The organism is Corallococcus sp. AB011P (assembly GCF_003611605.1).
GTDB classification, from domain to species: domain Bacteria; phylum Myxococcota; class Myxococcia; order Myxococcales; family Myxococcaceae; genus Corallococcus; species Corallococcus coralloides.
The window spans coordinates 39,718-66,101 of the sequence record NZ_RAVX01000001.1; the positions used below are offsets into that span (position 1 = coordinate 39,718).

The window sequence follows — 26,384 nt, forward strand, 5'->3', positions numbered from 1 at the left end:
CTCAAGCCATGAGCGACGCCCCCTCCCGCAAGGACCTCGACGCCACCGTCCACCTGCCGCGCACGGAGTTCCCCATGAAGGGGAACCTGGGCCAGCTCGAACCGCGCCTGCTCGCCTGGTGGCGGGAGCAGGACGTGTGGACGCAATTGCTCGCGAAGAACGCGGGCCGTGAGCCCTTCGTGCTGGCGGACGGGCCTCCGTACGCCAACGGCCACCTGCATGCCGGGCATGCGCTCAACAAGGTGCTGAAAGACATCGTGGTGAAGTTCCGGAACCTCTCCGGGCGCCCGTGTGACTTCATCCCCGGCTGGGACACCCACGGTCTGCCCATCGAGCAGGCGGTGGAGAAGCGCCTCAAGGAACAGAAGCTGGACAAGCGCACGCTGTCGCGCGACGCGCTGCTGGAGCGCTGCCGCGAGTACGCGCTGGAGTTCGTGGACATCCAGCGCGCGGAGTTCCAGCGGCTGGGGGTCTTTGGGACGTGGGACGCGCCCTACCGGACGCTCGACTTCAGCTACGAGGCGCAGGAGGTGCGCGAGCTGGCCGCGTTCGCGCGCCGGGGCATGCTGTACCGGCGCAAGAAGCCCGTGGCGTGGTGCCTCCAGGACCAGACCGCGCTCGCGGAGGCGGAGGTGGAGTACGCGGAGCACACGTCTCCTTCCGTGTACGTGGCCTTCGACGCGGGGCCGGCGCTGGTGGAGAAGCTGCCGCAGTTGAAGGGGCAGCGCGTGTCCTTCGTCATCTGGACCACCACGCCCTGGACGCTGCCGGCCAACCTGGCCATCGCGGTGAACCCCGGGTTCGAATACGTGTTCTACCGGCTGGAGGACCGCGTCCTTTGCGTGGCGAAGGACCTGTTGGCGAAGGTGCTGGCGGAGGTGAAGTCGGACGAGCTGGCCGTGAAGCACGTGCAGCTGCCCACGGGGGAGGTGTCGTCTCCGGCGCTGGTGGATCCGTCCCGCATCCTCGCGTACGCGACGGGCGAGGACCTGGAGCACGTGACGTATCAGCACCCGTTCCTGGAGCGGCAGGGGCGCGTGGTGCTGGGTGAGCACGTCACGTTGGACGCGGGCACGGGGCTGGTGCACACGGCGCCGGGACATGGCCAGGAGGACTACGAGGTCGGCTTGAAGTACGGCCTGGATATCTACAACCCGGTGCGCGCGGACGGCCGCTACGACGACACGGTGGGCGAGGTGCTCGCGGGCCGGCGCGTGTTCGAGGCGAACCCGGTGGTGCTGGACCTGCTGGTGCAGCGGGGCGCGCTGCTCAATGACAGGTCGGACACCGTCACGCACAGCTATCCGCACTGCTGGCGTTGCCATCAGCCGGTCATCCAGGCGGCGACCTACCAGTGGTTCATCCCGATGGACGCGCCGTTCCACGGCACGCAGACGTTCCGGCAGGTGGTGCTGGAGCAGGTCGAGCAGGTGCAGTGGGTGCCGTCGTGGGGACAGTCGCGCATCCGGGGCATGCTGGAGGGCCGTCCGGACTGGTGCATCAGCCGGCAGCGCAGCTGGGGCGTGCCGATTCCCATCGCGTACTGCGACGGGTGCGACGACGCGGTGGTGTCCCCGGAGGTGATGGAGCGGGTGGCGGCGGCGGTGGAGAAGGAGGGCGCGGGCGTGTGGTACCGCACGCCGGTGAAGGAGTTCCTCGGGCAGGCCTTCACGTGCCCACGCTGCGGCAAGGGCGAGTTCCACCGCGAGACGGACATCCTGGACGTGTGGTTCGACTCGGCGTGCATGGCGTCCGCGGTGCTGGCGAAGCGGCAGCGTGTGCCGGCGGACCTGTTCCTGGAGGGGAGTGATCAGCACCGGGGCTGGTTCCATTCCTCGCTGCTGGTGTCGGTGGGCACGCGCGACGTGGCGCCCTACAAGGCCTGCCTGACGCATGGCTTCGTGGTGGATGGTCAGGGCGAGAAGATGTCCAAGAGCCGGGGCAACACCGTGGCTCCGGACAAGGTCATCCAGCAGTACGGCGCGGAGGTGCTGCGGCTGTGGGTGGCGGCGAGCGACTACCGCAACGACGTGCGCCTGTCGGACGCCATCCTCAAGGGCCTGTCGGAGGGCTACCGGAAGATTCGCAACACCTTGCGGTACGCGCTGGGCAACCTGCACGACTTCGACCCGGCGAAGGACGCGGTGGCCGGGGACAAGCTGTTGCCCCTGGACCAGTGGGCGCGCGGGCGGCTGGCGCAGGTGGCCGCGCGGGTGCGGCAGGCCTACGAGGATTATGAGTTCCACCTCGTCTACGCGACTGTGGTGGACTTCTGCGCCAATGACTTGTCCGCCGTGTACTTCGACATCCTGAAGGACCGGCTCTACACGGCGAAGCAGGACGGGCCCGCGCGACGGGGCGCGCAGACGGTGCTGCACGAGGTGCTCACGGTGCTGCTGCCGCTGCTGGCGCCGGTGATGAGCTTCACGGCGGAGGAGGCGTGGCAGCACCTGCCGGGCGAGCGCGCCAAGAGCGTGTTCCTGGCGGGCTTCGCGGAGGTGAAAGCCACGATGCCGCCGGAGCTGGAGGCGCGCTACGCGAAGCTCTTCGCGGTGCGCAGCGCGGTGCAAGGCGTGCTGGAGGTGGCGCGGCGGGACAAGCGCATCGGCGCGTCACTGGAGGCCCGCGTAGCGCTGAGCGCCACGGGCCCGGTCCGCGAGATGCTGGATGCGCACCTCGCGGAGCTGCCCGGGCTGTTCATCGTGAGCCAGGTGGAGCTGGCGGATGCTCCGTCTGATTCAGCGAAGGCCTTGGATGTTTCACAGACATTCGGTGACGGCGCATCCCTGTCCGCGGAGGTGCTTCCGGCCCTGGGCACCAAGTGCCCGCGCTGCTGGGTGTATTCCGAAGCGGTCGGGCAGGGGGACGATGTCTGTCTCAAGTGCCGTGAGGCATTGAGCTGAAAGCAAGGCTCAGGGCTTGGGGGCCGGTTCGAGCTTGGGGCCCATGGGAAGCCAGTTGTCATAGTCCTCGCTGCTTTCGGGCTGCAGCTTGAGGAAGGCCCCACCGGTATCCTCGGGCCGGAGGTCCCAATCGATTTCCCATTCGATAGGGGTCTCTCCCCAACGGAGCTCAGTGGGGCGTTCCTGCACGACCTTGTCGCCGATGGTGACGAAGCGCAGCCGGCCCAGGAGTTGCGGCTTGCCTCCCGTTGGCAGAGGGAACGTGAAGAGCGCGGGCGGAAGCGAGGGAAATGGGGGGGCCGCGACCTTCGTCCTCTGAGTCTCGCCTCCGGCAACCTTGCGGAACGCGCCGCAGCGGAAGTGCTCCGCCTGGGAGACGACCGCCCGGAACAGGAACGTGTCGTCCGTGGGGAATGACAGGGGCTCCGTGGGCACGGGGAGGAGCACGTTATGGGCGCATGATCCGTCCACCTCCTCCGTGACCTGGGTCCCGTCCGTCATCTTGGAGATTCTGCTGAGGTTGACGAACCCATGTTGGGCGGTGCCCTGGCCCTCTCCCCGGGTGGCATCCATGTGGACCCGGAGGATGCCACCGAACCGCATGGTGTCCGACCAGTCGAAACGCTTGTCCCCCTGGATCCAGGTGCCCTTTGACCGCAGCTGGATGACGTAGCTTCCCGCCCAGTCGGGCTCGGCCAGGACGCGCGCCTTGGGCGTGGAGAGGGATTGGCTGGTGGCGGCGGGAGCCGAGGCGACAGAGGGCTTGCTGGAAGCGCAAGCCATCAACATCGCGGCGCCCAAGAGCAGGGGACGGGAATGAGAAAGGGTCATGTTGGCCGGATGGCAATGAACCCGTTTCCCAGGGATGCGTCCAATTCGTGGCGAAAATACTCTGGCAGGAATTGGGGCTGACTAGGGATTGGCCGCCTCCAGCTTGCGCAGCGTCTCCACCAGGTTCTGCATGCGTTCATGGTGCGTGCCGGGCCAGAAGACACGCTTGCAGCCGGGGCACTGCTGGAAGTGGCTGTGGCGTTGGGTCACGCCTTCCGGGACGCGGCCCTGCACTTCTTCCGGCGTCGCGGTGGACAGCGGCGCATTGCAGGCGATGCAGCGGGAGAAGGGCCGCATGCGTGACGTCAGGCCGTACCTCCGCACCACCTCCACCAACTGGTGTGCCGGATCCGTCTCTCGCGGAAAGTAGCCGAGCACGACCTCCGACCGCTTCAACACGCCCAGATCCCGGGTCAGCAGCACCCGCGATTCGTCGTGGGACAGGCGCGCCAGCTGGTCGTCCGCGTAGTCGTTGCGCCAGAGCGTGTCGAAGCCGAGCATCCGCAGGAAGCCCGACAGCCGCCCCAACCCCACGTCCAGGATGAAGCGCGGCATCTCCGGGATGGGTGGCCCCACTCGCGCTTCCCGCGCCACCTGCGGTGCCGACGGATCCGACGCCGGATACACGTCGATGCTCGTGCCCTCCTCCGCGCGGTGTGCGAAGTCCACCGGCGCTCCATCCACCAACACCACGTCCACCTCCGGGTGCGGCGGACCCAGCGACTCGATGAGGTCCTTCACCGAGGGGCTGCCCTGCAGTACATGCGTGAACGCCTGCCCCCGGCGCTCCGGTGCGACGAAGTCGTTCAGTGCGCCGTGGATCCGCACCGTCAGCTGCCGTGATGACATCCTGGACTCCTTACGTCCTGTTGCGTCGTAGCCGGCGCCCTGATGTCTTTCTTTGAATCCACGCCTTCCCCAGCTACGGGGCGGCGAAACTCTCGGATTCTTGAAAGGCGGTGACGTAATCCTCACGGGCGGTCAGGGGACAGCCTTCTTGCAAACTTCTATAATCACGCGCCAGTCGGCGCGCCGAAGCCGACGGGTCACCCCCCTCGACACCCCTCGGAAGCAAGGATTCAGGCCCTGCATGGCAATGAAGCTCTCCCCGTTCCTCCGCCCCCTCGTGGCAATAGGCTTGATGGCCCTCGCTTGTGGCGAGGGTGAAGAGCCCATCACGCCTCCGGACTCGGGGACCTCCGTCGATGCCGGGACCCGCACCGACGCGGGCACCTCCGATGATGCCGGAGCCGACGCGGGACAGCCCACGGAAGACGCGGGCACCACCGAGGATGCCGGAACCGATGTGGACCCGGGCTCCGATGATGCCGGCACGGCGGAGGATGCGGGCTCGACGGTCGACGCAGGCACCACGACCGACGACGCGGGCACCACGACCGACGACGCGGGCACTTCGACCGATGCCGGTTCCACGACGGATGCAGGCACGTCCGTGGATGCGGGCACCACGACCGACGCGGGCTCGCCGACTGACGGTGGCTCCGGGGACGCGGGCCCGATTGGCGAGACGGATACCGACGGTGGCTACACGCAGATCCGCCTGATGGCCGCCAACCTCTCCAGCGGCAACGGCCAGGACTACGACCCGGGCCACGGCATCCGGCTGATTGCGGGCGTGAAGCCCGACGTCGTGATGATCCAGGAGTTCAACTACAAGTCGGACTCCGCCGCGGACATCCGCTCCATGGTCGACCAGGCCGTCGGCCCGGGCTTCTACTACTACCGCGAGACCGGCGCGCAGATCCCCAACGGCATCATCAGCCGCTACCCCATCATCGACTCGGGCGAATGGACGGACACCCAGGTGTCCAACCGCGACTTCGCCTGGGCCCGCATCGACATCCCGGGCCCGCGCGACCTCTGGGTCGTCAGCGTGCACCTGCTCACCAAAGGCTCCGGCGTCCGCAACACGGAGGCCACCAACCTGGTGAAGTACATCAAGGCCAACGTCCCGGAGAGCGACTACCTGACCATTGGCGGCGACTTCAACACCGACTCCCGCTCCGAGTCGTGCATCTCCACCTTCAAGCAGGTGGTCGACACCGCGGGCCCGCACCCGGTGGACAAGAACGGCAAGGACGGCACCAACGCCAGCCGCAGCAAGCCGTATGACCACGTGCTCGTGGACTTGGACCTGCGCCAGTATCAGGTGCCCACCGTCATCGGGAGCAGCACCTTCAACAACGGCCTGGTGCTCGACAGCCGCGTGTACACGCCCATCTCGGAGATCTACCCGGCGCTGAACTCCGACAGCGGCGCGGCCAGCATGCAGCACATGGGCGTCATCAAGACGTTCCGCACGCCCAACTTCTAACGGGCACCCCGCAGGCAACGTGGGCCGGTCATCGGGAGCTCCCCGGTGCCCGGCCCGTGCCGTTTCAGAAGCTCCACTTGTGCTTGTTCTTCGCGATGAAGCGCCCCACCGGCGGGATGCGCGCGATGAGCGGCGTCAGCACGAACACCGCCGCCAGCCGCAGCGGCTTCACCGCCTGCGACGCGAGGTAGGCCGCGCCCCACGCACCTGCCTGGGCGCCGGTGCCCTGGGGCTGGAAGCCGGCCCGGATGGCCGCCCAGAAGCCCACGATGACCAGGCCGAAGATGAGGTAGTTCACCGCGATGGCCAGCGGGCCGTAGTCCACCAGCAGCGTCTTGAAGCGCGCCATCAACGACGGCTTCGCCGCCGGGGGCGTGGTGGTTCCGGGTGGGGCAATGTCGGGAGTGGAAGGTTTCACGTCGGGCTCAACAGGCGCCATGGGCGCACCATGCCCGAAACGGGTGGACTCCGGGAGGGAGAGGGCAGGCGGGCCGGCGGTCTGCGGCCCGGGTCCGGGTTGTCAGGGCTCCCGGGGGCACGATAGAGGTTCGGGTACCCCATGAAAGCCTCCTTCCGTCTCCTCCTCGTGGTGGTCCTCGCCGTGCTGGCGGCGGATCAGGTGACCAAGTACCTGGCCGTGTCCCGGCTGACGGAAGCGCTGGATGGCCGCAGCGGCCTTTCGCGCGTGTCCGGCTTCCTGAGCGAACAGAACCTGGACAACGACCCTCCGGTGGAGGGCGTGTTCCGCAAGAACACGCGGCCGTACCGCTTCATCGAGGACTACTGGCACTTCCGCTACGTGGAGAACCCGGGCGCGGCGTGGGGCATGTTCTCCAACCTGCCGGAGACGGCGCGCAAGGCGTTCTTCCACGTGGTGAGCCTGGTGGCGCTGGGGTTCATCCTGACGCTGTACCGGAAGACGGAGCCGTCGCAGAAGGGGGTGCGCGTGGCGCTGGCGCTCATCACCGGCGGCGCGCTGGGCAACTTCGTGGACCGGCTCATCCGGGGCTACGTCATCGACTTCATCGACTGGCACTGGCGCAACCAGCCGGGCATGCGCTGGCCCACGTTCAACGTGGCGGACGCGGCCATCTGCGTGGGCGTGGCGCTGATGCTGCTGGACTCGCTGCGTCCGGAGGCCTCGGCCGCGCAGCCGCTGCCCCAGGGCACGAGCCCCCAGCCGTGACGCGCGGGGGTGGGCTGGTATAAGCCCTCTCCGTGCCGCGCAAATACGTCATCCTCCTCGCCCTCACGCTGGGCGTCATCGTGCTGGACCAGTGGACGAAGTACCTGGTCGTGCGCGACCTCACCACCCGCTTCGATGGGGCCACCACCCTGTCGGAACGCCTGGGCGCGTTCTATTCGCCCGCGGAAGAGCCCGGCCGCCGCGGCCTGCACTTCCAGCCGAAGACGCACGTGGAGGTGGCGGAGAACTTCTTCCGCCTGCGCTACGCGGAGAACCCGGGCGCCGCGTGGGGCATGTTCCGCGACCTGCCGCCCCACGTGCGCGGCCCGCTCTTCCACCTGGTGAGCGTGGGCGCGGTGCTGCTCATCGTCTTCTACTTCCGGAAGCTGACCGGCACGGACCCCGCGGAGGTGTGGGCGCTGTGGGGCCTGCCGCTGGTGCTGGGCGGCGCGCTGGGCAACTACATCGACCGCGTGGCGCGGGCCTTCGTCATCGATTTCCTGGAGGCCCATTGGTACGACAAGGCCGCCTGGCCGTCGTTCAACGTCGCGGACATGGCCATCTGCATCGGCGTGGGCATGCTCGTGGTGGATGCCTTCGTGCGCAAGGAGAAGCCGGAGGCCGCCACTCCCGCGAAGGCCGCGTAGTGGCGTGACGGCGGGCCGGGAATGTCCCTCCCGCCCGTCCCGGTTGTCCCCGCCGTTCGTCCGGGCCTCCCGGGCAAGAGGTCCCCATGCTCCCGGTCCTGTTTCGCCTGTCCTTCACCACGCTGTGGATGCAGCTGTTGCTGTACGCCGCCGCGGTGGGAGTGGTGGCCTCCGTCGCCGTCAATGGCTGGAAGGGCACGCTGGGGCCGGTGGACGCGAAGACGGGCAAGGAGGGCCCCGCGTCGCTCCAGGACAAGCTCCTGCGCGCGGTGGGGTTCGCGGTGGTGGGCGGCTTCCTCGCGTACTTCGGCCTGATGTACGCGCTGCCCGCGGACGCCTTCCCCGGCGGCAAGGGCGAGGGCATCCCGCTGCACACCTACGGCGTGCTCCTGGCCGCGGGCTTCGTCACCGCGGTGTCGGTGGCGGGCCGGCTGGCTCAGGACGAGTGGCGCAGGGTGAGCTTCGTGGACGGCCGGGGCTGGGTGGACACGGAGGGGCCGAAGAAGCGCGAGCAGGTGCTGGACCTGGCGTTCTGGGTGCTGGTGGGCGGGCTCGTGGGCAGCCGCGTGCTGTTCGTGCTGGTGAACTGGCAGGACTACGCGCGCGACTGGACGCAGGCCTTCTCCCTGGGCGGCGGGCTGGTGTTCTACGGCGGCCTGATTGGCGCGGGGCTGGCGGCGTTCCTCTTCGCCCGCAGGTACGACCTGGACTTCCTGCGGCTGGCGGACGTGTGCATCCCCACCGTGTCGCTGGGGCAGTGCCTGGGGCGCCTGGGCTGCTTCTCCGCCGGGTGCTGCTGGGGCGACATGGCCGGGAGCCACTCGCACACGGGCGTCACCTTCCCGGGCTCCGGACTGGCCCAGGACCTGTTCGGCCAGCTGGGGCGCGCGTCCAGCCTGGCGTATGGCTCGCAGGCCGCGGATGACCGCTTCGTGGTGGAGGCCACCGGGCAGGTGCTCCACCACGCCGCGCCGGGCGCGGTGCGCATCTCCGACTGGGTGGCCCAGCACGGCACCACGCTGCCGGTGTACCCCACGCAGCTCTTCGAGTCGGTGGGGCAGCTGGTACTCTTCGTGGCGCTCCTGTACGCGCGCCGCTTCCGCCGCTTCCACGGGCACATCTTCGCCCTGTGGCTGATGGCCTACGCCTGCCTGCGCACCACGGTGGAGCTGTTCCGGGGCGACGTGGAGCGCGGCACCCTGCACGGCCTGCTGGAGTCGCTGGGCGCCCAGGGGCTGGCCGGGGCGGTGCCCCTGGAGGCCTGGTACAACGTGTCCACCAGCCAGTTCATCTCCCTGTGCATGTTCACCTTCGGTGCACTGCTGATGGCGCGCCACCGACCGGCGGGTGAGGCCGCTGGCCTGGGGCCTACACCGTCGGCGGCCTGAGGTTGCGAGCCGCGCCCGGGTTGGGGACACTCCCGGGAACATGCCGCCGCCCGACAACGCACGGCCCGCCGCCAAAGGTGGGGGCCGACCCGCGCAACAGGACGCCAGTTCCTCCAGCGAAGCCGCCCTTCAGCAATGTGAGGAGCTGGAGGCGGCCATCGCGGAGCTGCGCCACAACTACGAGCAGTACTTCATGGGCATGGAGCGTCAGGCGCCCATCCGCGCGCATGAAGATTTGAAGAAGCGGATGCTGAAGCTCAAGGGGGCCTTCATCCGCAGCACGTCGGTGAAGTTCCGCGTGCAGAGCCTCCACAACAAGTTCCTCACCTACGAGCGGCTGTGGGTGCGCACCATCCAGGAGATTGAAGCCGGCACCTACCGCCGCGACCTGGCCAAGGCCCGCCGCCGCGCCGGGACGAAGCAGGCCAACGCCACCGGCGACCGCCAGAAGGGCGTGGTGGAGATCCCCGAAGAAGTCGACGACATGGACTTCGAGGAGATTGAAGAGCTCACCGGCCGCCGCCCCATCAACGAGCCGAAGCTCGCCTCGGAGTACCAGGCGGAGCAGCAGGGCCCGGTCGGCACGCCCTTCCGGGGCAGTCCGGCAATGGCTCCTGTCGCGGCGCAGCCGGCCGGCGCGCCCCGGGGCACGCCCGCGGGGTTGGTGCCGCCGAAGCAGTCGGTTCCGGCGGTCTCGCCCGTGAGCGGACTGCCGTCCATCGCGCCCGTGGGGACCCCGGCGGCGGGGACGTCGAAGCTGCCTTCCGTGACGGCGGCGGTGGCTCCGGGCGGGACTCCGGCGGCGGGACGTCCGGCGGTGCCTCCGGGCATGGCCACGAAGGCTCCGGCGGCGGCTCCGCAGCAGCCCGCGCGTCCGGCTGCGACTCCTGCTGCCGCGCCCCGTCCCGCGGCGGCCGGCCCTGGTGGCGGCATGTCCGACGACAAGCTGCGCGCGGTGTACGACGCGTATGTCACCGCGAAGCGCCGCTGCCAGGAGGACACGTCCAAGCTGTCCTACGAGTCGGTGGCGGCCACGCTGCGCAAGCAGGTGCCGGAGTTGCTCAAGCAGCACAACGCGAAGGCCGTGGAGTTCAAGGTCGTCATCAAGGACGGCAAGGCCTCGCTCAAGGCCGTGCCCAAGTAGCGAAAGGCACGGCATGAACCAGGACCTGGAGTCGCTCAAGGCTCGGGTGGCGCGCCTGTCGGTGATGATCTTCGACATCGACGGCACGCTCACCGACGGCCGCATCTTCTGGGTGCCCAACTCCGGGTGGACGCAGATGTACAGCGTGCGTGACGGCATGGGCATCAAGCGCCTGCAGGAGGTGGGCATCGAGGTGGCCGCCATCTCCGGCGGCGACAGCCTCTCCGCGCAGATGCGCATGCAGTCGCTGGGCTTGCGCCACGTGCACTTCGGCAGCCAGGACAAGGTGGCGCACTTCGAGAAGTTGCTCGCCATCCTCAACGTGTCCGCCGAGCACTGCGGCTACATGGGTGACGAAGTGGTGGACCTGCCGCTGCTCAAGGCGGTGGGCTTCTCCGCCACCGTGCCGGAAGCGCCGGACGAGGTGCGCGCCCAGGTGCACTACGTGGCCCAGCGCGCCGCGGGCTTCGGCGCCGCGCGCGAGGTGTGTGAGTTCATCCTGAAGCACCGGGCGCGCGTCGCGCCCTGATGGCGAATTCACGGCCCTTCTGCCCCACCGTCAAAACAGTGGGACGGGAAAGATGCCCAAACGTTCGCTCCTGGAAACGCCTACCTCCCTGGCTGGCGTTCGGGTTGTCGCTCCCAGGGCCCGTTCCTACCTTGCGCTGCCTGAAGGCCGGTGGACGGCCCGAGACACCTGGGAGGCGACGTGGGGATGCGGCGGATGTGGCTCGGACTGGCGGTGGCCGTGGGGCTCGCCGTGTCCACCGGATGCGGGCAGTCCCCCGAGGATTCCGAAGCGCGGCTCGCGGCCCTGGAGGCCGAGGGCAAGCAGATGGACCAGGCCCTGGACGCGGTCGAGGACCGGCTCCTGGGCAGTCAGGGCCGGCTCGCCATGTGGAACGAGCTGGGGCGGCGTCACCAGGAGGTGAGCGCCATCCAGTGCAAGGTGGCCGACGCCCACATGGCCGCCATCCTCAAGCACGAGGACAAGCAGAATCAGAAGGCGCGGATGGTCAAGCAGCGCAACTCGATGGCGTCCGTGGACACCACCGTGCTCACGTCCGGCAAGGCGCCCACGCAGCAGCGCAGCAACTGATGTTCTAGCCGGGGATGCGCGCGGTGCGCTCGCGCATGCGCTTCTCCACCGCGATGACGCCCCGGAGGAACAGCCCGGGCGCCAGCCGCCGCAGCCGCCAGAACCAGCGCGCATCCGCCATGGGCAGCACGTGCGGCGCGCCCCGGTCCACCGCCTTGAGCAGCCGCTCGGCGACCCACTCCGCACCAATCTTCGACTGGTCCACCAGCTTCACGCTCATGCGGCGCGTCTCCGGGTCGGAGTAGGGCGCGGCCGCGGCGGCGATGTTCGTGCGGAAGAACGTGGGGCACGCCACCGTGACGCCCAGCCCCAGGGGCTGCAGCTCCGCGTAGAGCGTCTCCGACAGCGCGACGACCGCGGCCTTGGACGTGTTGTAGGCCGCCAGGTTCGGCGCGTATACGAGCCCCGCCGCGGACGCGATGTTGAGCACGTGCCCGGAGCCCTGCTTGCGCAGGCGGGGCACGAACGCGTGGCAGCCGTGGATGACGCCCCACAGGTTCACGTGCAGCACGCGCTTCCACTCGGACAGGGGCAGCGTGCCCACCGCGCCTCCGGTGGCGACGCCCGCGTTGTTCACCACCAGGTCCACGCCGCCGAACGCTTCGTCCGTGGCGCGCGCCAGCGCCTCCACCGCGTCCGGGTCCGTCACGTCGCACGGGTGCACGCGCGCTTCGCCGCCCAGCTCCGTGACGCGGCGAGCGGTCTCCTCCGCACTGGCCGCGTTCATGTCCGACACCATGACCCGTGCCTGCCGGGCCGCCAGCGCTTCACACAACGCGCGGCCAAGGCCACTGCCGGCGCCCGTCACCACCGCGCGAGGACGAGAGGGAAGACTCATGGTTCAGGACTCCTGGGACACGAGGGGGGAAGACGTGACGCGACAGGGCTAGCACGGAGGGCGAAATGCTGGCCATGCGCGGGTGCTCGCTTTCCCGGGGAACTCCCGCTTCCGGGCGGGCAGGCGGGCGCACGGTTCGTGACCCCAGGTCGGAAGTTGGCTAGAACCCACAGCCGTGCAACGCGCCTTGGTGGCAGCAATGGCAGTCGCGGCGGCGGCGCTCCTGGGATGCAACGACCTGGAGAACTGCGGCTCGACTCCGGTGGACATCACCCGGACCGACGGGGGGCTCTACCGTTGTGTGACGTCCGAGGACTGCCCCAGGACGTCGCGTGTCTCCGTGTGCGTGACGGACGTCTCCTCGGAGCGCGAGTGCGTGCGCTGTGACGAGACGCGCTGCGTGCGCCTCATCCCGGAGTCCTGCCAATGAGGCGCGGGCTGTCTCGGTGGGCGTGTGTCCTGGCGGTGGGCGCGCTGGCCGTTACCGGTTGCCGTGACAAGCCGGTGGACCACATGCAGCGCGCGCGCGACGCCATCTTCGAGAAGCGTCCGGACGAAGCGCTGGTGGAGTACCGCAAGGCCTACGAGATGCTGCTGCGCGACGAGACCCCGGAGGCGCTGGTGATGCGCGCCCGGGCGCTCAAGGGCGCGGCCGACGTGTACTGGCTGGAGCAGCGCAAGGTGAAGGAGGCGGTGAGCGTCTACCGCCAGCTCATCCAGCAGTGCCCGGAGGCGCCGGAGTCGCTGGAGGCGCGCATCATCCTGGCGGAGCTGCTGCGGGTGCACTACCGCGACCTGCGCGGCTCCATTGATCAGCTCACCGCCGCGCTGCACCGCAACCCGCCGCAGAGCGCGGAGCTGCAGTACCAGGTGGCCAAGACGTACTTCGAGCTCCAGGACTATCCGCAGTGCGAGCTGGAGGCGAAGAAGCTGCCGGACCGCTTCGCCACCAGCCCCTACGTGGACGACGCGCTCTTCCTCCAGGCGCAGGCCCTGGCCATGGTGGACGGCAAGCGCCAGGAAGCGCTGAAGACGTACGCGGACCTGCGCACGCGCTTCCCGGACTCGGAGCTGGCGCCGCACGCCCTCTTCGAGATGGGAAAACTGCGCGCGGACGCGGGCGACAACGAGAAGGCCATCGAGACCTGGGTGGAGTGCTTGAAGACGCACCCCGACCCGTCGCTGGTGCAGGACGCCATCACCCGGGCACGCCGCCGCCTGGCCAACCTCACGGTGGAGGGCATTGGCAAGAAGGAGGTGGCGTTCGACCGCAGCAAGCAGGCGCGCACCTCCGTGGAAGCCATGGGCGGCAGCGCCGAAGAGGCCGCCCGCGACCGCGGCGACTGACGCGCTCCCCGGGCGCATTCGCGTGCGCCCATTCCTCCCGCGTGCCATGTAACGGCCGGGCCGTGCCCTGATGGGGCGCAACGGCCCTTCTCGCGTGGGAGGCATTCACATGATCGTGCTGGTGACAGGGGCCACGGCGGGCATCGGGCAGGCCATCGCGCGCCGCTTCGTGAAGGAGGGCGCGCGTGTCATCGCCGCCGGGCGGCGCAGCGACCGGCTGGACGCGCTCAAGGCGGAATTGGGCGAGCGGCTGTTGCCGGTGACGCTGGACGTGACGGACAAGGCGGCGGTGAAGGCGGCGTTCGCTTCACTGCCGGCGGACTTCGCGCAGGTGGACGTGCTGGTGAACAACGCGGGGCTCGCGCTGGGGATGGAGCCCGCGCAGGCGGCGCGGCTGGAGGACTGGGACGTGGTGGTGGACACCAACGTGAAGGGCCTCCTGTACTGCACGCGTGAAGCGCTCGCTGGCATGGTGGCGCGCGACCAGGGGCACGTCATCAACATCGGCTCCATCGCGGGCGAGTTCCCCTATCCGGGTGGCAACGTGTACGGCGCGACGAAGGCGTTCGTGCATCAGTTCACGCTCAACCTGCGCGCGGACCTGCACGGCACCGCGGTGCGCGTCACGGACATCCAGCCGGGGCTCCTGGGCGGCACGGAGTTCTCCAACGTGCGCTTCCGTGGCGACGACGCGAAGGCCGCCTCGCTCTACGAGAAGACCCAGCCGCTCACGCCCGAGGACGTCGCGGACACGGCGTACTGGGTGGCCACGCGCCCCGCGCACGTGAACATCAACGTCATCTCCATGATGCCGGTGGCGCAGGCCTTCGGGCCGCTGCTGGTGAAGCGCGGCGGCTAGCTAGCCCGGCACGGGCAACGCGGCTTCCAGGAGCGGCGCGGGCACTGACGGGTCGTCCGCGTCCGCCACCAGCAGCACGTGGACGCGGCCACCCTCCACGCGCGCGTCCACGCCCTCCAGCTTCACGGGCACGTCCACCGCGTCCAGGTACACGGGCGTGCCGTCCGGCGCGAGCACGCCCACCGCGGAACCCATGACAGGCCCATCCGCCACGCGGTCTCGCGAGGCCTCCGCCGTGGCGGTGAACACCACGCGCCCGTCTGGCAGCGGCGACGCGTCCGTGAAGGACAGCCGGACACCATTGGCTTCGCCCAGCTCCCACCGGCGCACGGTGCGCACGGCCTCTGGCCCCATCACGCCCACGTCCAGGCTGGCCAGCACGCGGTCCAGGTCCAGGTCCACCAGCGCGTCCACACCGCCCTCGCCGTTGCCCCGGTTGAGCAGCCGCAGCCGCTTGCCCGCCACCGCCGCGCCCTCCACGTTGAGCGCCACCAATTCGCGCTCCAGCTGCACGTAGAGCGACGTGCAGTCCACCGTGCGCGGTTCGCCCGCGAGCGTCCCGTCCGCGTTCAGGGGCAGCACCGACGCCCGGCGCCGCGCGGGCGTGGACCCCGACGGCAGGGCCAACAGCGCCCCGTGCGCGAAGGACGCGGACGGACCCAGCCGGCACAGCGCCTCCAGGTCCGGCTTCGCCGCCTTGCGCTCCGCGTGACCTTCCGGAAGCTCTCCGGGAAAGAGGCGCACGGTGTGGCCCGGCGCGTCTCCGGTGGCGGGGAACACTGCGAGGTGGAGCGCGTCGTCCGCGACGACGTAGAGCCAGTCCCCCGCGCGCACCAGGCCGCTGGCGGCGGAGACGTGCGTGGGACGGCCGGGGGCTTCAGGCGCCGCGAGGGTGAGCGTGCGCCGACGGTGGGTGGGAATCATGGGACCCGGGAGCGTCGCTGACTACAGCAGGGTGCCGCTCAGGAAGAGGCTCGCGGCCGTGAAGTAGATGACGAGTCCGGACACGTCCACCAGCGTGGCCACGAAGGGCGCGGACGCGCTCGCGGGGTCGAAGCCCACGCGCCGGAGGATGAACGGCAGCATGGAACCGGACAGCGTGCCGAACATCACCACGCCCACCAGCGACACGCCCACCGTCATGCCGATGAGGAACGCGTGCTCGCCGTAGCTGTGGAACAGGCCCTGCCACACCATCACGCGGGTGAAGCCCACCACGCCCAGCACCGCGCCCAGCGCCAGGCCCGTGCTCAGCTCCCGCCGGGCCACGCGCCACCAGTCCTTCAGCCGCATCTCCGACAGCGCCAGCGACCGGATGATGAGCGTGGTGGCCTGGCTGCCGGAGTTGCCGCCGGAGCTGATGATGAGCGGGATGAAGAGGCTCAGCACGACGGCGCGGGCAATCTCGTGCTCGAAGTAGCCCATGGCCGTGGCGGTGAGCATCTCCCCCAGGAAGAGCACCATCAGCCAGCCGGCGCGCTTCTTGAGCATCGCCAGGAAGCCCACGTCGAAGTAGGGCGCGTCCAGGGCCTCCATACCGCCGACCTTCTGGATGTCCTCCGTGGCCTCTTCCTGGACCACGTCCACGATGTCGTCCACCGTGACGATGCCCTTCATGCGCCGCTGCTCGTCCACCACGGGCATGGCCATGAAGCTGTGCTCGGAGAAGGTGCGGCTCACCGCCTCCTGGTCCGTGTTCTCCGCCACGGTGATGACGTCGCGAATCATCACGTCCGCCACGCGCTTGTCCGGCGCGGCCTGGAAGAGCTGGCGCAGGGACAGCACGCCCTGCAGCCGCTGCTCGGCGTCCAGCACGTAGGCGTAGTAGACGGTCTCCACCTTCTCGCGCGCCTGCTTGCGCAGGTACCCGATGGCCTCGTCGATGCTCATGTCCGGGCGCACGCGGGCGAAGCGCGGGTTCATCAGACCGCCCGCGTCGTCCTCCGAGTACGCCAGGAGGACGTTCACCTCGCGGCGGCTGGCGTCGTCCAGCTGGGACAGGATGGCGTCCACCTGCTCCGGCTCCACGGCCTGGACCAGGTCGGCCAGGTCGTCCGGGGGGAGCAGGCGGACCCAGGTGCGGCGCTCGGCCGGGGGGAGGCTGAGGATGAGCTCGCCCTGTTCGCGCGCGCTGAGGCCCAGGAAGAAGTCGTCCGCCACCGCCGCGGGCAGCAGGCGGAAGCCCTCCAGGCGCTCGTCCACGGAGAGCACGGCCCACGCCTCGTGAAGCTCGTCGGGGGACAGCGCGTTCTGGCTCTGGGGACTCTCCACCATGACGACGGCCTCGAAAGAAGAGGGGGAGGGTGCGCGCCTCGCTGCATCGCGCGCGGGCCTCTCTACACCCCCGCCGGGGGCGCGGCGAGCGGAAGGCGCGAAACATCGAGCGGAAAGTCCCGTCCGCCTGCCTGCCCATGCCACCCGTGTCCGCCGGTTCACGGGAGGGCACCCCGGGGCACCCCGGGGTGGGTCAGGTCTTCTGTTGGATGAGCTCCACCTTGTAGCCGTCCGGGTCCTCCACGAAGGCAATGACGGTGGTGCCGTGTTTCATGGGGCCGGGCTCACGGACGACCTTGCCGCCGGCCTGCCGGATGGCGTTGGCGGTGGCGTGGATGTCGCTGACACCCAGGGCGATGTGGCCGTAGGCGGAGCCCAGCTCGTACTTCGCCGTGTCCCAGTTGTGGGTGAGCTCCAGGGCCGGGTGGGTGTCTTCCGGGCCGTAGCCGACGAAGGCGAGGGTGAACTTGCCGTCCGGGTAGTCCTGGCGGCGCAGGAGCGTCATGCCGAGCACGCGGGTGTAGAAGTCGAGCGACTTCTCCAGGTCGCCGACCCGGAGCATGGTGTGGAGGATGCGCATGCGGTGGCTATAACCGCGCCCGCGTGTAGGTGCGCAGGCTAAAGCGCGCCGCCCGCGCGGGGGACGGGCCGGGTGGCCGTGTCGAAGCAGGCCCTGGCGGTGCCGGTGAACGCGGTGATGAGCCGCTGTCTCATGTCCGCGTCCGCCGCGAAGACAGTCATCCAGATGGACCAATGGCCCAGCGCCGTGGCCTGCCGGATGACCAGCCGTCGCATGTGGGGCGTGTCCGAGGCGGCGAGGCAGTCCCGGGCTTCTTCCGCTCGAGCCCATGCCTCCCTGCGATGCTGCCAGCGGCGGTCGCTGGCCCTGGGGTGGTGGGGCGGCAGCTTGTCGAGCCCCGTGAGCTGGAGCGTCCGCTCCGCGCGGCGCCGCTCCTGGGGACTCAGGTCTGGCGCCGCGGTCACGACCCCGTCCGCGGCGTGGACGAAGGCCCGGGACGTGTTGTCGCGGTCCGGCCAGTAGTAGCTCCCCAGGCGGATGCGTTTGGCGCTCTTGGTGCTGTTGCAGTTCACGCAGGCGAGCAGGAAGTTGTGCCAGTCCCGCGCGAGCCCGGGGTGATGCTCCTGCGGAAGCATGTGCTCCACGGCGAGGCTGGCGTTCATCCTGCCCTCGCAGAACGCGCAGTATTCACCCATGCGCTCGATGAGCGCGCCCCGCGCCTCCGGGTAGTCGGAGAAGGTCCGGCGCACGCCGTCGTTGTCGACGGGCCAGTCCCCCCGCTCCACGGGTCTCACGAACCGTCTCCGGGGAGCCCGGCCTTGCCTCGCTGCATCTCCAGGAAGGCGTGGTAGGCGACGTCGTCGCTGAAGGGCGCGGAGAGTTCGTCGAGCTCCTGCTTGAGGCGCTGGAGCTCCTTGCCTTTGGCGCCCTTCGCCTGCTCCAGCGCCGCGTAGTACTTCCGCGCCGCCTCCATCATCACCTGATGGCGGTGACTGCGCTGGGGAAGCTCCACGCCCATCACCTCCTGCGCGATGTCCTCGATGCTCCGGCTGGGGAGCGTCTCGCGGGATTGATCATCCAGGTTGATGAGCTCGTTCTCGCGCAGCGACTGGACGATGAAGGGCGAGTGGGTCGTGGCCACGAACTGCAACTGGGGGAAGACCTTGCGCAGGTCGTCCACCACCTCGCGTTGCCAGTTGGGGTGCAGGTGCAGGTCCAGCTCGTCGATGAGGACGATGCCCGGCGTCTGGGAGGGCGCCTGCTCACGCAGGTGCGGATTGAGGGTGGCGGACCGGTAGGCGATGTTGCCCACCATGGCGAGCATGCTCCGGGCGCCGTCGCTCAGCATGTCGAAGGGCAGCTGGGCGCCGTCCTTCTTGCTCGCGACCAGCATGCCTAGCCGCAAGTCATAGCGGACGTCCGTCCAGTCCCGCATGCACTCGCGAAGCGCGTGCTTCACCGCGCCCAACGTGCCGAGCGCGCGCCCCTCCTGGAGCTGGATCAGCTCCATGGTCTTGAACCAGGAGACGAAGTCCTTGTGATTGGAGGAGGGGTCAAGGCACCCGTGATAGCCCCTGAACCGCGAGCGGGGCTTGAGGACCCTGGCTCCATCCGACGCCGTGGACTGGCGGGCCCGGCGCTGCAGCCAGAGGCGCCCGGTGCCGTAGTAGGCGATGAGCGGCAGGACGACGTCCTTGCCCTTGCGGACCTGTGAGCGCCAGGACAGCGTCCGCTTGGACAGGTCGGATGTCTGTCCATGGGTGGTGTGCTTGTTGGGGCCTTCGAGGGTCCGCGCCCACTCCAGGCTCTTTCCCTCGATGAGGCCCCGGCAGCGCACCTCCACGGGGTAGAGGGCCTCCAGCGTGGGCACCTCGCCCGTGGTGTGCATCACGCGCCGCACGTCATCGCGATGGATGCCGGGAGGGGTGGCGCCCTCCAGTCCCAGGAAGATGGCGCCCGCCGCGATGGAGAGCGCGTCGAGGATGGCCGTCTTGCCCGTGCCGTTGTCGCCGATGAGCACGTTGAACGAGGGCGAGAACTCGAAGGCTCGCGACGCGAATCCACGGAAGTTCTTGACCTCGATGCGCTCGATTCTCATCGGTGCTTTCGTCGGGACCTGTGGAACAGCTTGCCCGCCAGTATCGTCCAGGTCCCTGGCGACGCACGTGAATTCCCTACGTTGCGAGCGCGCCCCGGTCAGCCAGGCAGGCGTCCGCTCGGGGGTGAAAAGGCGACATCGGAGGGCCACTCGGGGCAGGGACGCGCGTCCGGCGCGTGCTATGCCCACCGGCATGAAACACGCTCAAAGCCAGGCCCTCTTCGCCCGTGCGCAGGCGCGCATCCCGGGTGGCGTGAACTCTCCGGTGCGTGCCTTCCGTGGCGTGGGAGGCGACCCCGTCTTCTTCAAGGAGGGCTCCGGCGCGTGGCTCACCGACGTGGACGGCAACCGCTACGTGGACCTGGTGGGCAGCTGGGGCCCGCTCATCCTGGGCCACGCGTACCCGCCCATCGTGGAGGCCATCCTGGAGGCCGCCCGGCGCGGCACCACGTTCGGCGCGCCCGTCGCCGCGGAGGTGGAGTTCGCGGAGCTGCTCTGCGCCACGGTGCCTTCGGTGGAGAAGGTGCGCCTGGTCTCCAGCGGCACGGAGGCCACGGTGGCCGCCGTCCGCGTGGCGCGCGGCTTCACCGGCCGCGACTACATCCTCAAGTTCGAGGGCTGCTTCCACGGCGCGGGTGACCCGTTCCTCGTGAAGGCGGGCAGCGGCGTGGAGACGCTGGGCCTGCCGGACTCGCCGGGCGTGCCGTCCGCGCTGGCGTCGCTCACGCTCACCGCGCCCTTCAACGACCTGGAGGCCGTGGAGCGCATCTTCAACGAGAAGGGCAAGGACATCGCCTGCGCCATCATCGAGCCCGTGGTGGGCAACATGGGCGTGCTGGTGCCGCGCCCCGGTTACCTCGAAGGGTTGCAGAAGCTCTGCCAGAAGCACGGCGTGCTCTTCATCTTGGATGAGGTGATGACGGGCTTCCGGCTGGCTCGCGGCGGCGCGCAGGAGCTGTACGGGCTCAAGCCGGACCTGACCACCATGGCGAAGGTGGTGGGTGGAGGCATGCCGCTGGGGGCATACGGCGGCCGGCGCGACATCATGGCGAAGGTGGCGCCGGAGGGGCCCGTGTACCAGTCCGGCACGCTGTCCGGGAACCCGGTGGCGGTGGCGGCGGGCCTGGCGTGCGTGAAGGCGCTCGCGGCGCCGGGGACGTACTCGCGGCTGGAGCAGCTGGGCCTGCTGTTGGAGGAGGGCTTCCGCGCGGAGGCGAAGGCGGCGGGCGTGCCGGTGACGGTGAACCGCGTGGGCAGCATGCTCACGGTGTTCTTCACGGCGGAGCCGGTGTTCGACTACGCGTCCGCGAAGAAGGCGGACACGGCGAAGTTCGGGCGCTTCTTCCACGCGATGCTCCAGGAAGGTGTGTACCTGCCGCCCAGCCAGTTCGAGGCGGCGTTCGTGTCGCTGGCCATCGGCGAGCCGGAGGTGGCGCACGTGCTCGCCGCGGCCCGCAAGGCGTTCCGCGCGCTTGGCGACGCCCGTTGAACCAGAGGCCCTGACCGGGCCCGTGCGCTTCGGTCCCTACACCCTCGTGCGCCGCATTGGCGCCGGGGGGATGGGGGAGGTCTTCCTCGCGCGCGAGGAGGGCGTGGGGCGCGCGGTGGTGGTGAAGAAGGTGCTGCCGGGGCTGGTGGACAGCCGGCAGTTCGTGGGCCGCTTCCGCGACGAGGCCCGCGTGGTGGTGCGGCTGGCGCACCCGAACATCGCGCGCGTGTACGCGATGGGCGAGGTGGACGGGCAGCTGTTCCTCGCCATGGAGTACGTGCTGGGCAAGACGCTCAGCCGGCTCGCGTACCGCCTGCGGCAGCGTCAGCGGATGATGCCCCTGGGGCCGCTGCTCCAGATGGGCATCCGGCTGTGCGAGGGCCTGGCGTACGCGCACGACGCGACGGATGAGGAAGGGCACCCGCTGCACCTGGTGCACCGCGACCTGTCCCCCGCGAACGTGTGCGTGAGCTACGCGGGCGAGGTGAAGATCATCGACTTCGGCGCGGCGCAGTCCACGCTGAAGGAGCAGCAGACGGCGCCGCGCGTGGTGATTGGCAACCTCACGTACATGGCGCCGGAGCAGGCCCGCAAGCGCACGGTGGACCGGCGCGCGGACCTGTACGCGGTGGGCGTGGTGCTGTGGGAGCTGTTCTCGTGGAAGCCGCTGTCGCAGCGGGGCGACCCGTTGGAGCGCTGGCGGCGCGCGGCCTATCCGCAGTGGGAACCGGCGGGGCGCTACCGGCCGGACCTGCCGCGCGCGGTGGACGCGTTCCTGGCGCGCGCGCTGGCGTCCGAGCCGAACGACCGCTTCCCCACGGCGACGGCCATGGCGGAGGCGCTGGGCGCGCTGAAGGAGAAGCTGGCGCCCACCGTGACGGATCAGGACCTGGTGCGGCTGATGTCCGCGGCCTTCCCGCGCGAGAAGGTCATCGAACAGCAGGTGCTGGACGACCTGCTGCGCGAGCAGCCCGAGCGCGCGAACACGCGTCAGGAGTTCCCGTCCGTGCTCGCGCCCCCCGGGGCCATGGACGCGGCGGAGGCGCTCCGCGCGCAGGAGGACATCGCGACGGAGGCGCTGGACGCGGCGAAGTTGCGGCGGGCGGAGGGCGCGGGCCCGGAGAGCGGAGCGCGGGACGCCGCGAAGCCGCAGCCGCCGGAGTACGCCACCGTGGGGCAGCAGACCGAGGCCCTGGACGCGGCGAAGGTGGAGCAGGCGCTGCGCGCGGCGGCGGAGGCGAAAAGGCTCCAGGAGGAGTCTGGCGACGCGCCGGAATTGCCGCGCAAGGCGCCTCCGGCGCGGCTGCACAACCTGGAAATCACCATGGATGCCTGGCTGCCAGGCATTGGCGCCGCGGAGCCCACCACGCCGGGGCTTCCTCCCCAGGCCCCGGAGGCGGCGCCCGGAGCGGCTCGCGCGCAGTGGACTCCCGGGCCGGGTGAGGACGAAGCCACCCCCCAGGAGGTTCCCGGCCCCCTGGACTCCCGTGGGGGCCCGGGCTCCGAGGACACCACCGACCCGGGGGAGCGCACCCCCGCGCCCACGGATTCCCCTTCGGGCAGGCAGGCTCCGGCGGAAGAACCGTCTCGGCCGGATTGGAATCCGGGCCCGGACGCGAAAGACTCCGTTACACACCTTCGAGCGTCTCACAGTGAGGGGCCCCCCCCGGCCCCGGAGGACTCACCGATGCAGAACCGCCCCTCGCGCCCGGGCTGGACTCCCGGCGCAGGCAGTGAGGACTCCACCACCAACGAGCGGCCCGCGCGCAAGAGCGCCACGGGCCTGCCCGCCACCGGCAAGGGCGGCTGGACCCCGGGCTCCGGCGAGGACGACGCCACCGAGGGCGCCGGTTCCTCGCCCATGGCTGCGCGCCCGGGCACGGACGACGACGCGGAAGAAGAGAGCACCGACGTCGAAAAGCCCGGCCGTCCCAATGCGAACGCGGCGCCGCGCGCTCCTGCATCCCAGCCCCGTCCCCAGACCACCGTCGGCGCCGCCCCGAAACCGCGTCCCGCCGAAGCGTTCCCGGACGCCACCCGCCCCATGTCCCAGGACGAGCTGCCGGTGCCCTGGGCGCCGCAGGGCGCGGGCGAAGCCACCGAGGCCCTGGAGGCCGCGAAGATCTTCGGCGCCCTGTCCCAGACGACGGGCAACATGCCGGCCTACCTGGACGAGAAGGCCACCCCCTACGTCGCGCCGAAGGAGGCCCCGCGCCGCCAGGCCCCCGTCGTGAATGAGCGGCCCCACGACACGCGCCCCATGCAGGTGCGGACCAAGACGCGCGAAACGCTCGTGGGCTACGACATGGACATCTCCGAGGCGCTCCGGCAAGCGGAGCTGAAGCGCCGCGAAGCCGAGCTCGCCGCCCAGAAGCGCGACAACAAGAAGAAGCGGCCCGCGAAGTCCGCGGGTGGCAGCCCGCTCCAGGGCCTGTGGCCCATCCCGCCCCAGTACCGCTTCTGGGCCATGCTCGCGGTGGTGGCCCTGGCGTGCGGCCTGGGCTTCGGCGTGATGTGGCTCTTCCTGAACGGCGGCGAAGGCGGCGCCTGAGCGCGCGCCTTTTTCCGTCAGACGCCCGTCAGGGGCAGGTTCGGCGCCACCGGCGGCTCCAGCGGCAGGAAGAGGCGGAAGATGGTGCCCTTGCCCGTCTCCGGCGCGTCCAGCGACACCTGACCCACGTGTGAATCGATGATGCGCTTCACCACGGCGAGCCCCAGCCCGGTGCCCTGGGCCTTGGTGGTGAAGAAGGGCTCGAAGACGCGCACGCGCAGCTCCGCCGGGATGCCCGGTCCCGTGTCGCTGATCTCCACCTGCACGCCGGCCCGGTCCATCCACGCCTTGCGCGCCATCACGCGCAGCGTGCCGCCCTGGGGCAGCATGGCCTGCACGGCGTTGAGCGCCACGTTGAGGAAGCACTGGCGGATGAGCCGCTCGTCCACCGTCACCGACGGCACGTCCTCCTCCATCACCCACTCCACCCGCACCGGCGGCGGCGAGGTGCCGCCCACGTCGGAGAGCGCGCTGCCCACCGCCTCCTCCAACAGCTGCGTCACCGACACCGGATACAGGTGCGGCGACGGAGGCCGCGCGAACGTGAGCAGGTCCGCGACGATGCGGTTGAGCCGGTCAGCCTCCTCGCCCACGATGTCCACCAGCGGGATGGCCGGATTCTCCGGCCCGATGATGCGGCGGATGGTGGCCACCGAATTGAAGATGGCGCCCAGGGGATTGCGCACCTCGTGGGCCACCACCGCGGACAGCTCGCCCAGCGCGACCAGCCGCTCGCGGTTCACCAGCTGCTCCTGCGCGCGCGCCAGCTCCGCGTAGCTCTGCTTCAGGTCCTCCACCAGCCGCGCGCCCTCCAGCGCCAGCGACAGCTGGTTGGCGATGGCGTCCGCGCGCTCCAGCTCCGCGGGCGTGAAGCGGCGGGGCCGGCGCGTCTCCACCATCACCGCCACGCCCACCATCTGGTCGTGCACGGCGAGCGGCAGCACCATGTACGACTGGGCCTCCGCGGCGCGGCGCAGCTCGTCGTCCACCCGCACCTCCAGCCGCGCGTCCTCCACGCGGAGCGGCTGGCGCGTGCGGAACACCTGGCCCGCGAGCGAATTCGCCGACAGGTCCAGCGACACGTGGCGCCCCACCAGCTCCGGGTGGCTGCCCGTCGCCGCGCGGATGGCGAGCCGGTTCCCCTGGGCATCCGGCAGGAGCACGTACGCGTCCGGCACGTCCACGATGCGCGCCAGGCTGGTGACACCCGTGGCCAGCAGCCGGTCCAGCTCCAGCGTGGCAGCCAGCGCCTTGCCCACCTCGTGCATCAGCGCCAGGTCCTCCGCCCGGCCGCGCACCTCGTCCAGCAGCCGGTGGGATTCAATGGCCGCCGCGAAGTGCGTGCCCATGGCCTGGAGCGTTTCCACCTCCAGCGCGGTGAGCCGGCGGCGCGCGTGGAACAGCACGCTCAACGTGCCCACGCCGCGCGAGCGCACCCGCAGCGGCACAGACACCAGCGTCTGGAACGCCAGCGCCCGGAGCGCGTCGCGAGTGGGCGCGGGACACGCCTCCGCGTCCAGCACCTGCACCGCGTCCGGCATCCCGCCCGGACGCGGAAGCGACCCCAGCCGCGCGCGGCGCACGCGCGCCACCGCGTCCTCGGACAGGCCTCGCGCGTACACGAGCTCCAGGGACTCGCCCGACTCGTGCCGCGTGTCCGCGGGCAACAGCAGGCACACCGCGTCGCAGCCCAGCAGGCCTGAGATTTCTTCCGTGCCGGAGCCGAAGAAGGCGCGCGGGTGCGGCGCGGACGCGGCCTGTGACGCCAGCCGTCCCAGCGCGGTGAGCGCCGTCGCGCGCACGCTCAGCCGCTGGATGGTGCGCGCCGCGTCCAGCGCGGACGACACCTGCTGGCCGAACAGCCGCACCGCCGCCACGTCCTCCTCACTCAGCCAGTCCGCGGCCAGCACCAGCATGGCCGTGGGCGCGTTCTCCACGTCGATGCGCACGCCCACCGCCCGGTGCGTCTCCACGCGCCGGAACACCGCCAGCACCGCGTCCATGCGCGCTTCGGACACGAACCGGGACGCCTCCACGCCCAGGTCCTCCATCCACGCATCGCCGTCGCGCCAGGTGCGCACCAGCGCGGGTGCCCAGCCGCCAGGGGCCTCCACCCGCACGCGGCCTCCCAGCGATGGCGCGTGCGGCACCAGCCGGGGGGACAGTCCCGCCACGGACAGCTCCACGCCCACGCCCCGGGGCGTCAGCCACGCGAAGCCCAGCTCCAGCGCCTCCAGCCCCCGGAACACCTCCTCGCGCACCGCGTCCTCGGAGTGCAGCGCGCGCACCTCGCTTCCCAGCTCCGCCAGCCGCCGCAGCACCATGCGGCGCCGGACGCGGGAGGTCACGTCGCGCACCTGCACCACCCAATCCGTGGCATGCGGGTGCACCGTCAGCTCCACGCGCAGCCCGCCGGTGCCCACGTGCAGCCACGCTTCATAGGTGCCCGCCACGGGTGACGACCCCAGCCGCCGAGCAATCCGGTCCGCCGGATCCTCCTGCGGCCCCGGCTCCCACAGGAGCGCCGTCACCGGCCTGCCGAGCAGCTGCTCGCGCTCCACGCCCAGCAGGCGCGACAGGGCCGTGTTCGCGTGGATGAGCAGGCCGTCTCGAAGCACGAACACGCCCAGGGGCATGTCGTCGAAGAGGCGGTACACCGCCTCCGGTTCCTCGGAAACCGTCCCCACCCGACGGTTCGTGCGCTCTGTGCTCCTCACCCCCCCACCTTCGCACCCCTGGCCCCCCGCGGTGAAGCCACCCCCGCCCGTCAATCGCCCACCACCGCACAACAGCCGGTCCCCGCCCTGGACCGGCGCGGCGCCTCACGACCCGGCACGTTCGCAAACCCTCTCATGGGTCCCCAACCTGAATCCTT

23 protein-coding genes are annotated in these 26,384 nt (G+C 70.4%); 13 read left to right on the forward strand and 10 right to left on the reverse strand.

Annotation, left to right across the window (positions count from 1 at the left end; genetic code table 11):
• Positions 1 to 8 precede the first annotated feature (8 nt).
• Positions 9 to 2,903, forward strand: a complete 2,895-nt coding sequence (gene ileS, locus D7X30_RS00160) for an isoleucine--tRNA ligase (protein WP_120560804.1) — start codon at positions 9 to 11, stop codon at positions 2,901 to 2,903.
• 9 nt (positions 2,904 to 2,912) lie between these two features.
• Here the strand turns inward: ileS and D7X30_RS00165 are convergent, their stop codons facing one another.
• Both D7X30_RS00165 and D7X30_RS00170 read right to left on the reverse strand, forming a co-directional pair.
• Complete coding sequence (locus D7X30_RS00165; protein WP_120560805.1) at positions 2,913 to 3,734, reverse strand: hypothetical protein; 822 nt, start codon at positions 3,732 to 3,734, stop codon at positions 2,913 to 2,915.
• Between the two features lie 81 nt (positions 3,735 to 3,815).
• The gene (locus D7X30_RS00170) at positions 3,816 to 4,583 is read right to left on the reverse strand and encodes a Mut7-C RNAse domain-containing protein (protein WP_120560806.1); all 768 of its coding nucleotides are present in this window, start codon (positions 4,581 to 4,583) and stop codon (positions 3,816 to 3,818) included.
• 241 nt (positions 4,584 to 4,824) lie between these two features.
• Between D7X30_RS00170 and D7X30_RS00175 the strand changes: the two genes are divergently transcribed.
• The gene (locus D7X30_RS00175; RefSeq protein ID WP_120560807.1) at positions 4,825 to 6,069 is read left to right on the forward strand and encodes an endonuclease/exonuclease/phosphatase family protein; all 1,245 of its coding nucleotides are present in this window, start codon (positions 4,825 to 4,827) and stop codon (positions 6,067 to 6,069) included.
• A 64-nt stretch (positions 6,070 to 6,133) separates the two neighbouring features.
• Here D7X30_RS00175 and D7X30_RS00180 read toward each other — a convergent pair whose 3' ends face one another.
• On the reverse strand, positions 6,134 to 6,487 hold the full coding sequence (locus D7X30_RS00180; protein ID WP_120561676.1) for a hypothetical protein: 354 nt from the start codon (positions 6,485 to 6,487) through the stop codon (positions 6,134 to 6,136).
• 141 nt (positions 6,488 to 6,628) lie between these two features.
• Here D7X30_RS00180 and lspA (D7X30_RS00185) point away from each other — a divergent pair, with 141 nt between their 5' ends.
• From lspA (D7X30_RS00185) to D7X30_RS00210, 6 genes are all read left to right on the forward strand, one after another.
• Positions 6,629 to 7,255, forward strand: a complete 627-nt coding sequence (gene lspA / locus D7X30_RS00185; protein WP_120560808.1) for a signal peptidase II — start codon at positions 6,629 to 6,631, stop codon at positions 7,253 to 7,255.
• Between the two features lie 32 nt (positions 7,256 to 7,287).
• Positions 7,288 to 7,902: a signal peptidase II gene (lspA, locus tag D7X30_RS00190; RefSeq protein WP_120560809.1), complete on the forward strand. Its 615-nt coding sequence runs from the start codon at positions 7,288 to 7,290 to the stop codon at positions 7,900 to 7,902.
• 86 nt (positions 7,903 to 7,988) lie between these two features.
• Positions 7,989 to 9,290, forward strand: a complete 1,302-nt coding sequence (locus D7X30_RS00195; RefSeq protein WP_120560810.1) for a prolipoprotein diacylglyceryl transferase — start codon at positions 7,989 to 7,991, stop codon at positions 9,288 to 9,290.
• A 40-nt stretch (positions 9,291 to 9,330) separates the two neighbouring features.
• Positions 9,331 to 10,434 (forward strand): MXAN_5187 C-terminal domain-containing protein, encoded by a 1,104-nt coding sequence (locus D7X30_RS00200; protein ID WP_120560811.1) that lies wholly within the window; start codon positions 9,331 to 9,333, stop codon positions 10,432 to 10,434.
• Between the two features lie 13 nt (positions 10,435 to 10,447).
• Positions 10,448 to 10,963, forward strand: coding sequence for an HAD family hydrolase (locus tag D7X30_RS00205; RefSeq protein WP_120560812.1), 516 nt, complete (start codon positions 10,448 to 10,450; stop codon positions 10,961 to 10,963).
• Between the two features lie 195 nt (positions 10,964 to 11,158).
• On the forward strand, positions 11,159 to 11,533 hold the full coding sequence (locus tag D7X30_RS00210; RefSeq protein ID WP_233591290.1) for a hypothetical protein: 375 nt from the start codon (positions 11,159 to 11,161) through the stop codon (positions 11,531 to 11,533).
• Between the two features lie 4 nt (positions 11,534 to 11,537).
• Here D7X30_RS00210 and D7X30_RS00215 read toward each other — a convergent pair whose 3' ends face one another.
• The gene (locus tag D7X30_RS00215; RefSeq protein WP_120560814.1) at positions 11,538 to 12,371 is read right to left on the reverse strand and encodes an SDR family NAD(P)-dependent oxidoreductase; all 834 of its coding nucleotides are present in this window, start codon (positions 12,369 to 12,371) and stop codon (positions 11,538 to 11,540) included.
• A 199-nt stretch (positions 12,372 to 12,570) separates the two neighbouring features.
• Between D7X30_RS00215 and D7X30_RS00220 the strand changes: the two genes are divergently transcribed.
• The 3 genes from D7X30_RS00220 (at position 12,571) to D7X30_RS00230 (ending at position 14,577) form a co-directional block, all read left to right on the forward strand.
• On the forward strand, positions 12,571 to 12,801 hold the full coding sequence (locus D7X30_RS00220; protein WP_171423096.1) for a hypothetical protein: 231 nt from the start codon (positions 12,571 to 12,573) through the stop codon (positions 12,799 to 12,801).
• The gene (locus D7X30_RS00225) at positions 12,798 to 13,718 is read left to right on the forward strand and encodes a tetratricopeptide repeat protein (protein WP_120560815.1); all 921 of its coding nucleotides are present in this window, start codon (positions 12,798 to 12,800) and stop codon (positions 13,716 to 13,718) included. The genes D7X30_RS00220 and D7X30_RS00225 overlap by 4 nt, the downstream gene beginning before the upstream one ends.
• Positions 13,719 to 13,827: 109 nt before the next feature.
• A complete protein-coding gene (locus D7X30_RS00230; protein ID WP_120560816.1) occupies positions 13,828 to 14,577 on the forward strand; it encodes an SDR family NAD(P)-dependent oxidoreductase in 750 nt (249 codons plus the stop codon).
• Here the strand turns inward: D7X30_RS00230 and D7X30_RS00235 are convergent, their stop codons facing one another.
• The 5 genes from D7X30_RS00235 to D7X30_RS00255 all read right to left on the reverse strand — a co-directional run bounded on the left by D7X30_RS00235 (position 14,578) and on the right by D7X30_RS00255 (position 19,469).
• Positions 14,578 to 15,501, reverse strand: a complete 924-nt coding sequence (locus D7X30_RS00235) for a hypothetical protein (RefSeq protein ID WP_120560817.1) — start codon at positions 15,499 to 15,501, stop codon at positions 14,578 to 14,580.
• A gap of 21 nt (positions 15,502 to 15,522) precedes the next feature.
• Positions 15,523 to 16,851, reverse strand: coding sequence for a magnesium transporter (gene mgtE, locus D7X30_RS00240; RefSeq protein ID WP_120560818.1), 1,329 nt, complete (start codon positions 16,849 to 16,851; stop codon positions 15,523 to 15,525).
• Positions 16,852 to 17,044: 193 nt separating this feature from the next.
• The gene (gene gloA / locus D7X30_RS00245) at positions 17,045 to 17,431 is read right to left on the reverse strand and encodes a lactoylglutathione lyase (RefSeq protein ID WP_120560819.1); all 387 of its coding nucleotides are present in this window, start codon (positions 17,429 to 17,431) and stop codon (positions 17,045 to 17,047) included.
• A gap of 38 nt (positions 17,432 to 17,469) precedes the next feature.
• Entirely contained in the window at positions 17,470 to 18,165 is a 696-nt protein-coding gene (locus D7X30_RS00250; RefSeq protein WP_120560820.1) for an HNH endonuclease, read from the reverse strand.
• Positions 18,162 to 19,469 carry an AAA family ATPase gene (locus D7X30_RS00255; protein ID WP_120560821.1) on the reverse strand — a complete coding sequence of 436 codons (1,308 nt, stop codon included), beginning with the start codon at positions 19,467 to 19,469 and terminating at the stop codon, positions 18,162 to 18,164. Before D7X30_RS00255 ends, D7X30_RS00250 begins: the two co-directional genes overlap by 4 nt.
• Positions 19,470 to 19,662: 193 nt before the next feature.
• On the opposite strand from D7X30_RS00255, the gene hemL reads away from it, so the two are divergent.
• Positions 19,663 to 20,958, forward strand: coding sequence for a glutamate-1-semialdehyde 2,1-aminomutase (hemL, locus tag D7X30_RS00260; RefSeq protein ID WP_120561678.1), 1,296 nt, complete (start codon positions 19,663 to 19,665; stop codon positions 20,956 to 20,958).
• A complete protein-coding gene (locus D7X30_RS42180; RefSeq protein ID WP_199724134.1) occupies positions 20,942 to 23,509 on the forward strand; it encodes a serine/threonine-protein kinase in 2,568 nt (855 codons plus the stop codon). Before hemL ends, D7X30_RS42180 begins: the two co-directional genes overlap by 17 nt.
• Before the next feature lie 17 nt (positions 23,510 to 23,526).
• On the opposite strand, the gene D7X30_RS00270 is transcribed toward D7X30_RS42180, so the two are convergent.
• The gene (locus D7X30_RS00270) at positions 23,527 to 26,196 is read right to left on the reverse strand and encodes a GAF domain-containing protein (protein WP_120560822.1); all 2,670 of its coding nucleotides are present in this window, start codon (positions 26,194 to 26,196) and stop codon (positions 23,527 to 23,529) included.
• Positions 26,197 to 26,384 lie beyond the last annotated feature (188 nt).

Bases quoted from the DNA above. Each gene is read 5' to 3' on its own strand.
- ileS (WP_120560804.1), top strand. From the start codon at position 9: ATGAGCGACGCCCCCTCCCGCAAGGACCTCGACGCCACCGTCCACCTG.
- D7X30_RS00165 (WP_120560805.1), bottom strand. From the start codon at position 3,734: ATGACCCTTTCTCATTCCCGTCCCCTGCTCTTGGGCGCCGCGATGTTG.
- D7X30_RS00170 (WP_120560806.1), bottom strand. From the start codon at position 4,583: ATGTCATCACGGCAGCTGACGGTGCGGATCCACGGCGCACTGAACGAC.
- D7X30_RS00175 (WP_120560807.1), top strand. From the start codon at position 4,825: ATGGCAATGAAGCTCTCCCCGTTCCTCCGCCCCCTCGTGGCAATAGGC.
- lspA (WP_120560808.1), top strand. From the start codon at position 6,629: ATGAAAGCCTCCTTCCGTCTCCTCCTCGTGGTGGTCCTCGCCGTGCTG.
- D7X30_RS00195 (WP_120560810.1), top strand. From the start codon at position 7,989: ATGCTCCCGGTCCTGTTTCGCCTGTCCTTCACCACGCTGTGGATGCAG.
- D7X30_RS00200 (WP_120560811.1), top strand. From the start codon at position 9,331: ATGCCGCCGCCCGACAACGCACGGCCCGCCGCCAAAGGTGGGGGCCGA.
- D7X30_RS00205 (WP_120560812.1), top strand. From the start codon at position 10,448: ATGAACCAGGACCTGGAGTCGCTCAAGGCTCGGGTGGCGCGCCTGTCG.
- D7X30_RS00210 (WP_233591290.1), top strand. From the start codon at position 11,159: ATGTGGCTCGGACTGGCGGTGGCCGTGGGGCTCGCCGTGTCCACCGGA.
- D7X30_RS00215 (WP_120560814.1), bottom strand. From the start codon at position 12,371: ATGAGTCTTCCCTCTCGTCCTCGCGCGGTGGTGACGGGCGCCGGCAGT.
- D7X30_RS00220 (WP_171423096.1), top strand. From the start codon at position 12,571: ATGGCAGTCGCGGCGGCGGCGCTCCTGGGATGCAACGACCTGGAGAAC.
- D7X30_RS00225 (WP_120560815.1), top strand. From the start codon at position 12,798: ATGAGGCGCGGGCTGTCTCGGTGGGCGTGTGTCCTGGCGGTGGGCGCG.
- D7X30_RS00230 (WP_120560816.1), top strand. From the start codon at position 13,828: ATGATCGTGCTGGTGACAGGGGCCACGGCGGGCATCGGGCAGGCCATC.
- D7X30_RS00235 (WP_120560817.1), bottom strand. From the start codon at position 15,501: ATGATTCCCACCCACCGTCGGCGCACGCTCACCCTCGCGGCGCCTGAA.
- mgtE (WP_120560818.1), bottom strand. From the start codon at position 16,851: ATGGTGGAGAGTCCCCAGAGCCAGAACGCGCTGTCCCCCGACGAGCTT.
- gloA (WP_120560819.1), bottom strand. From the start codon at position 17,431: ATGCGCATCCTCCACACCATGCTCCGGGTCGGCGACCTGGAGAAGTCG.
- D7X30_RS00255 (WP_120560821.1), bottom strand. From the start codon at position 19,469: ATGAGAATCGAGCGCATCGAGGTCAAGAACTTCCGTGGATTCGCGTCG.
- hemL (WP_120561678.1), top strand. From the start codon at position 19,663: ATGAAACACGCTCAAAGCCAGGCCCTCTTCGCCCGTGCGCAGGCGCGC.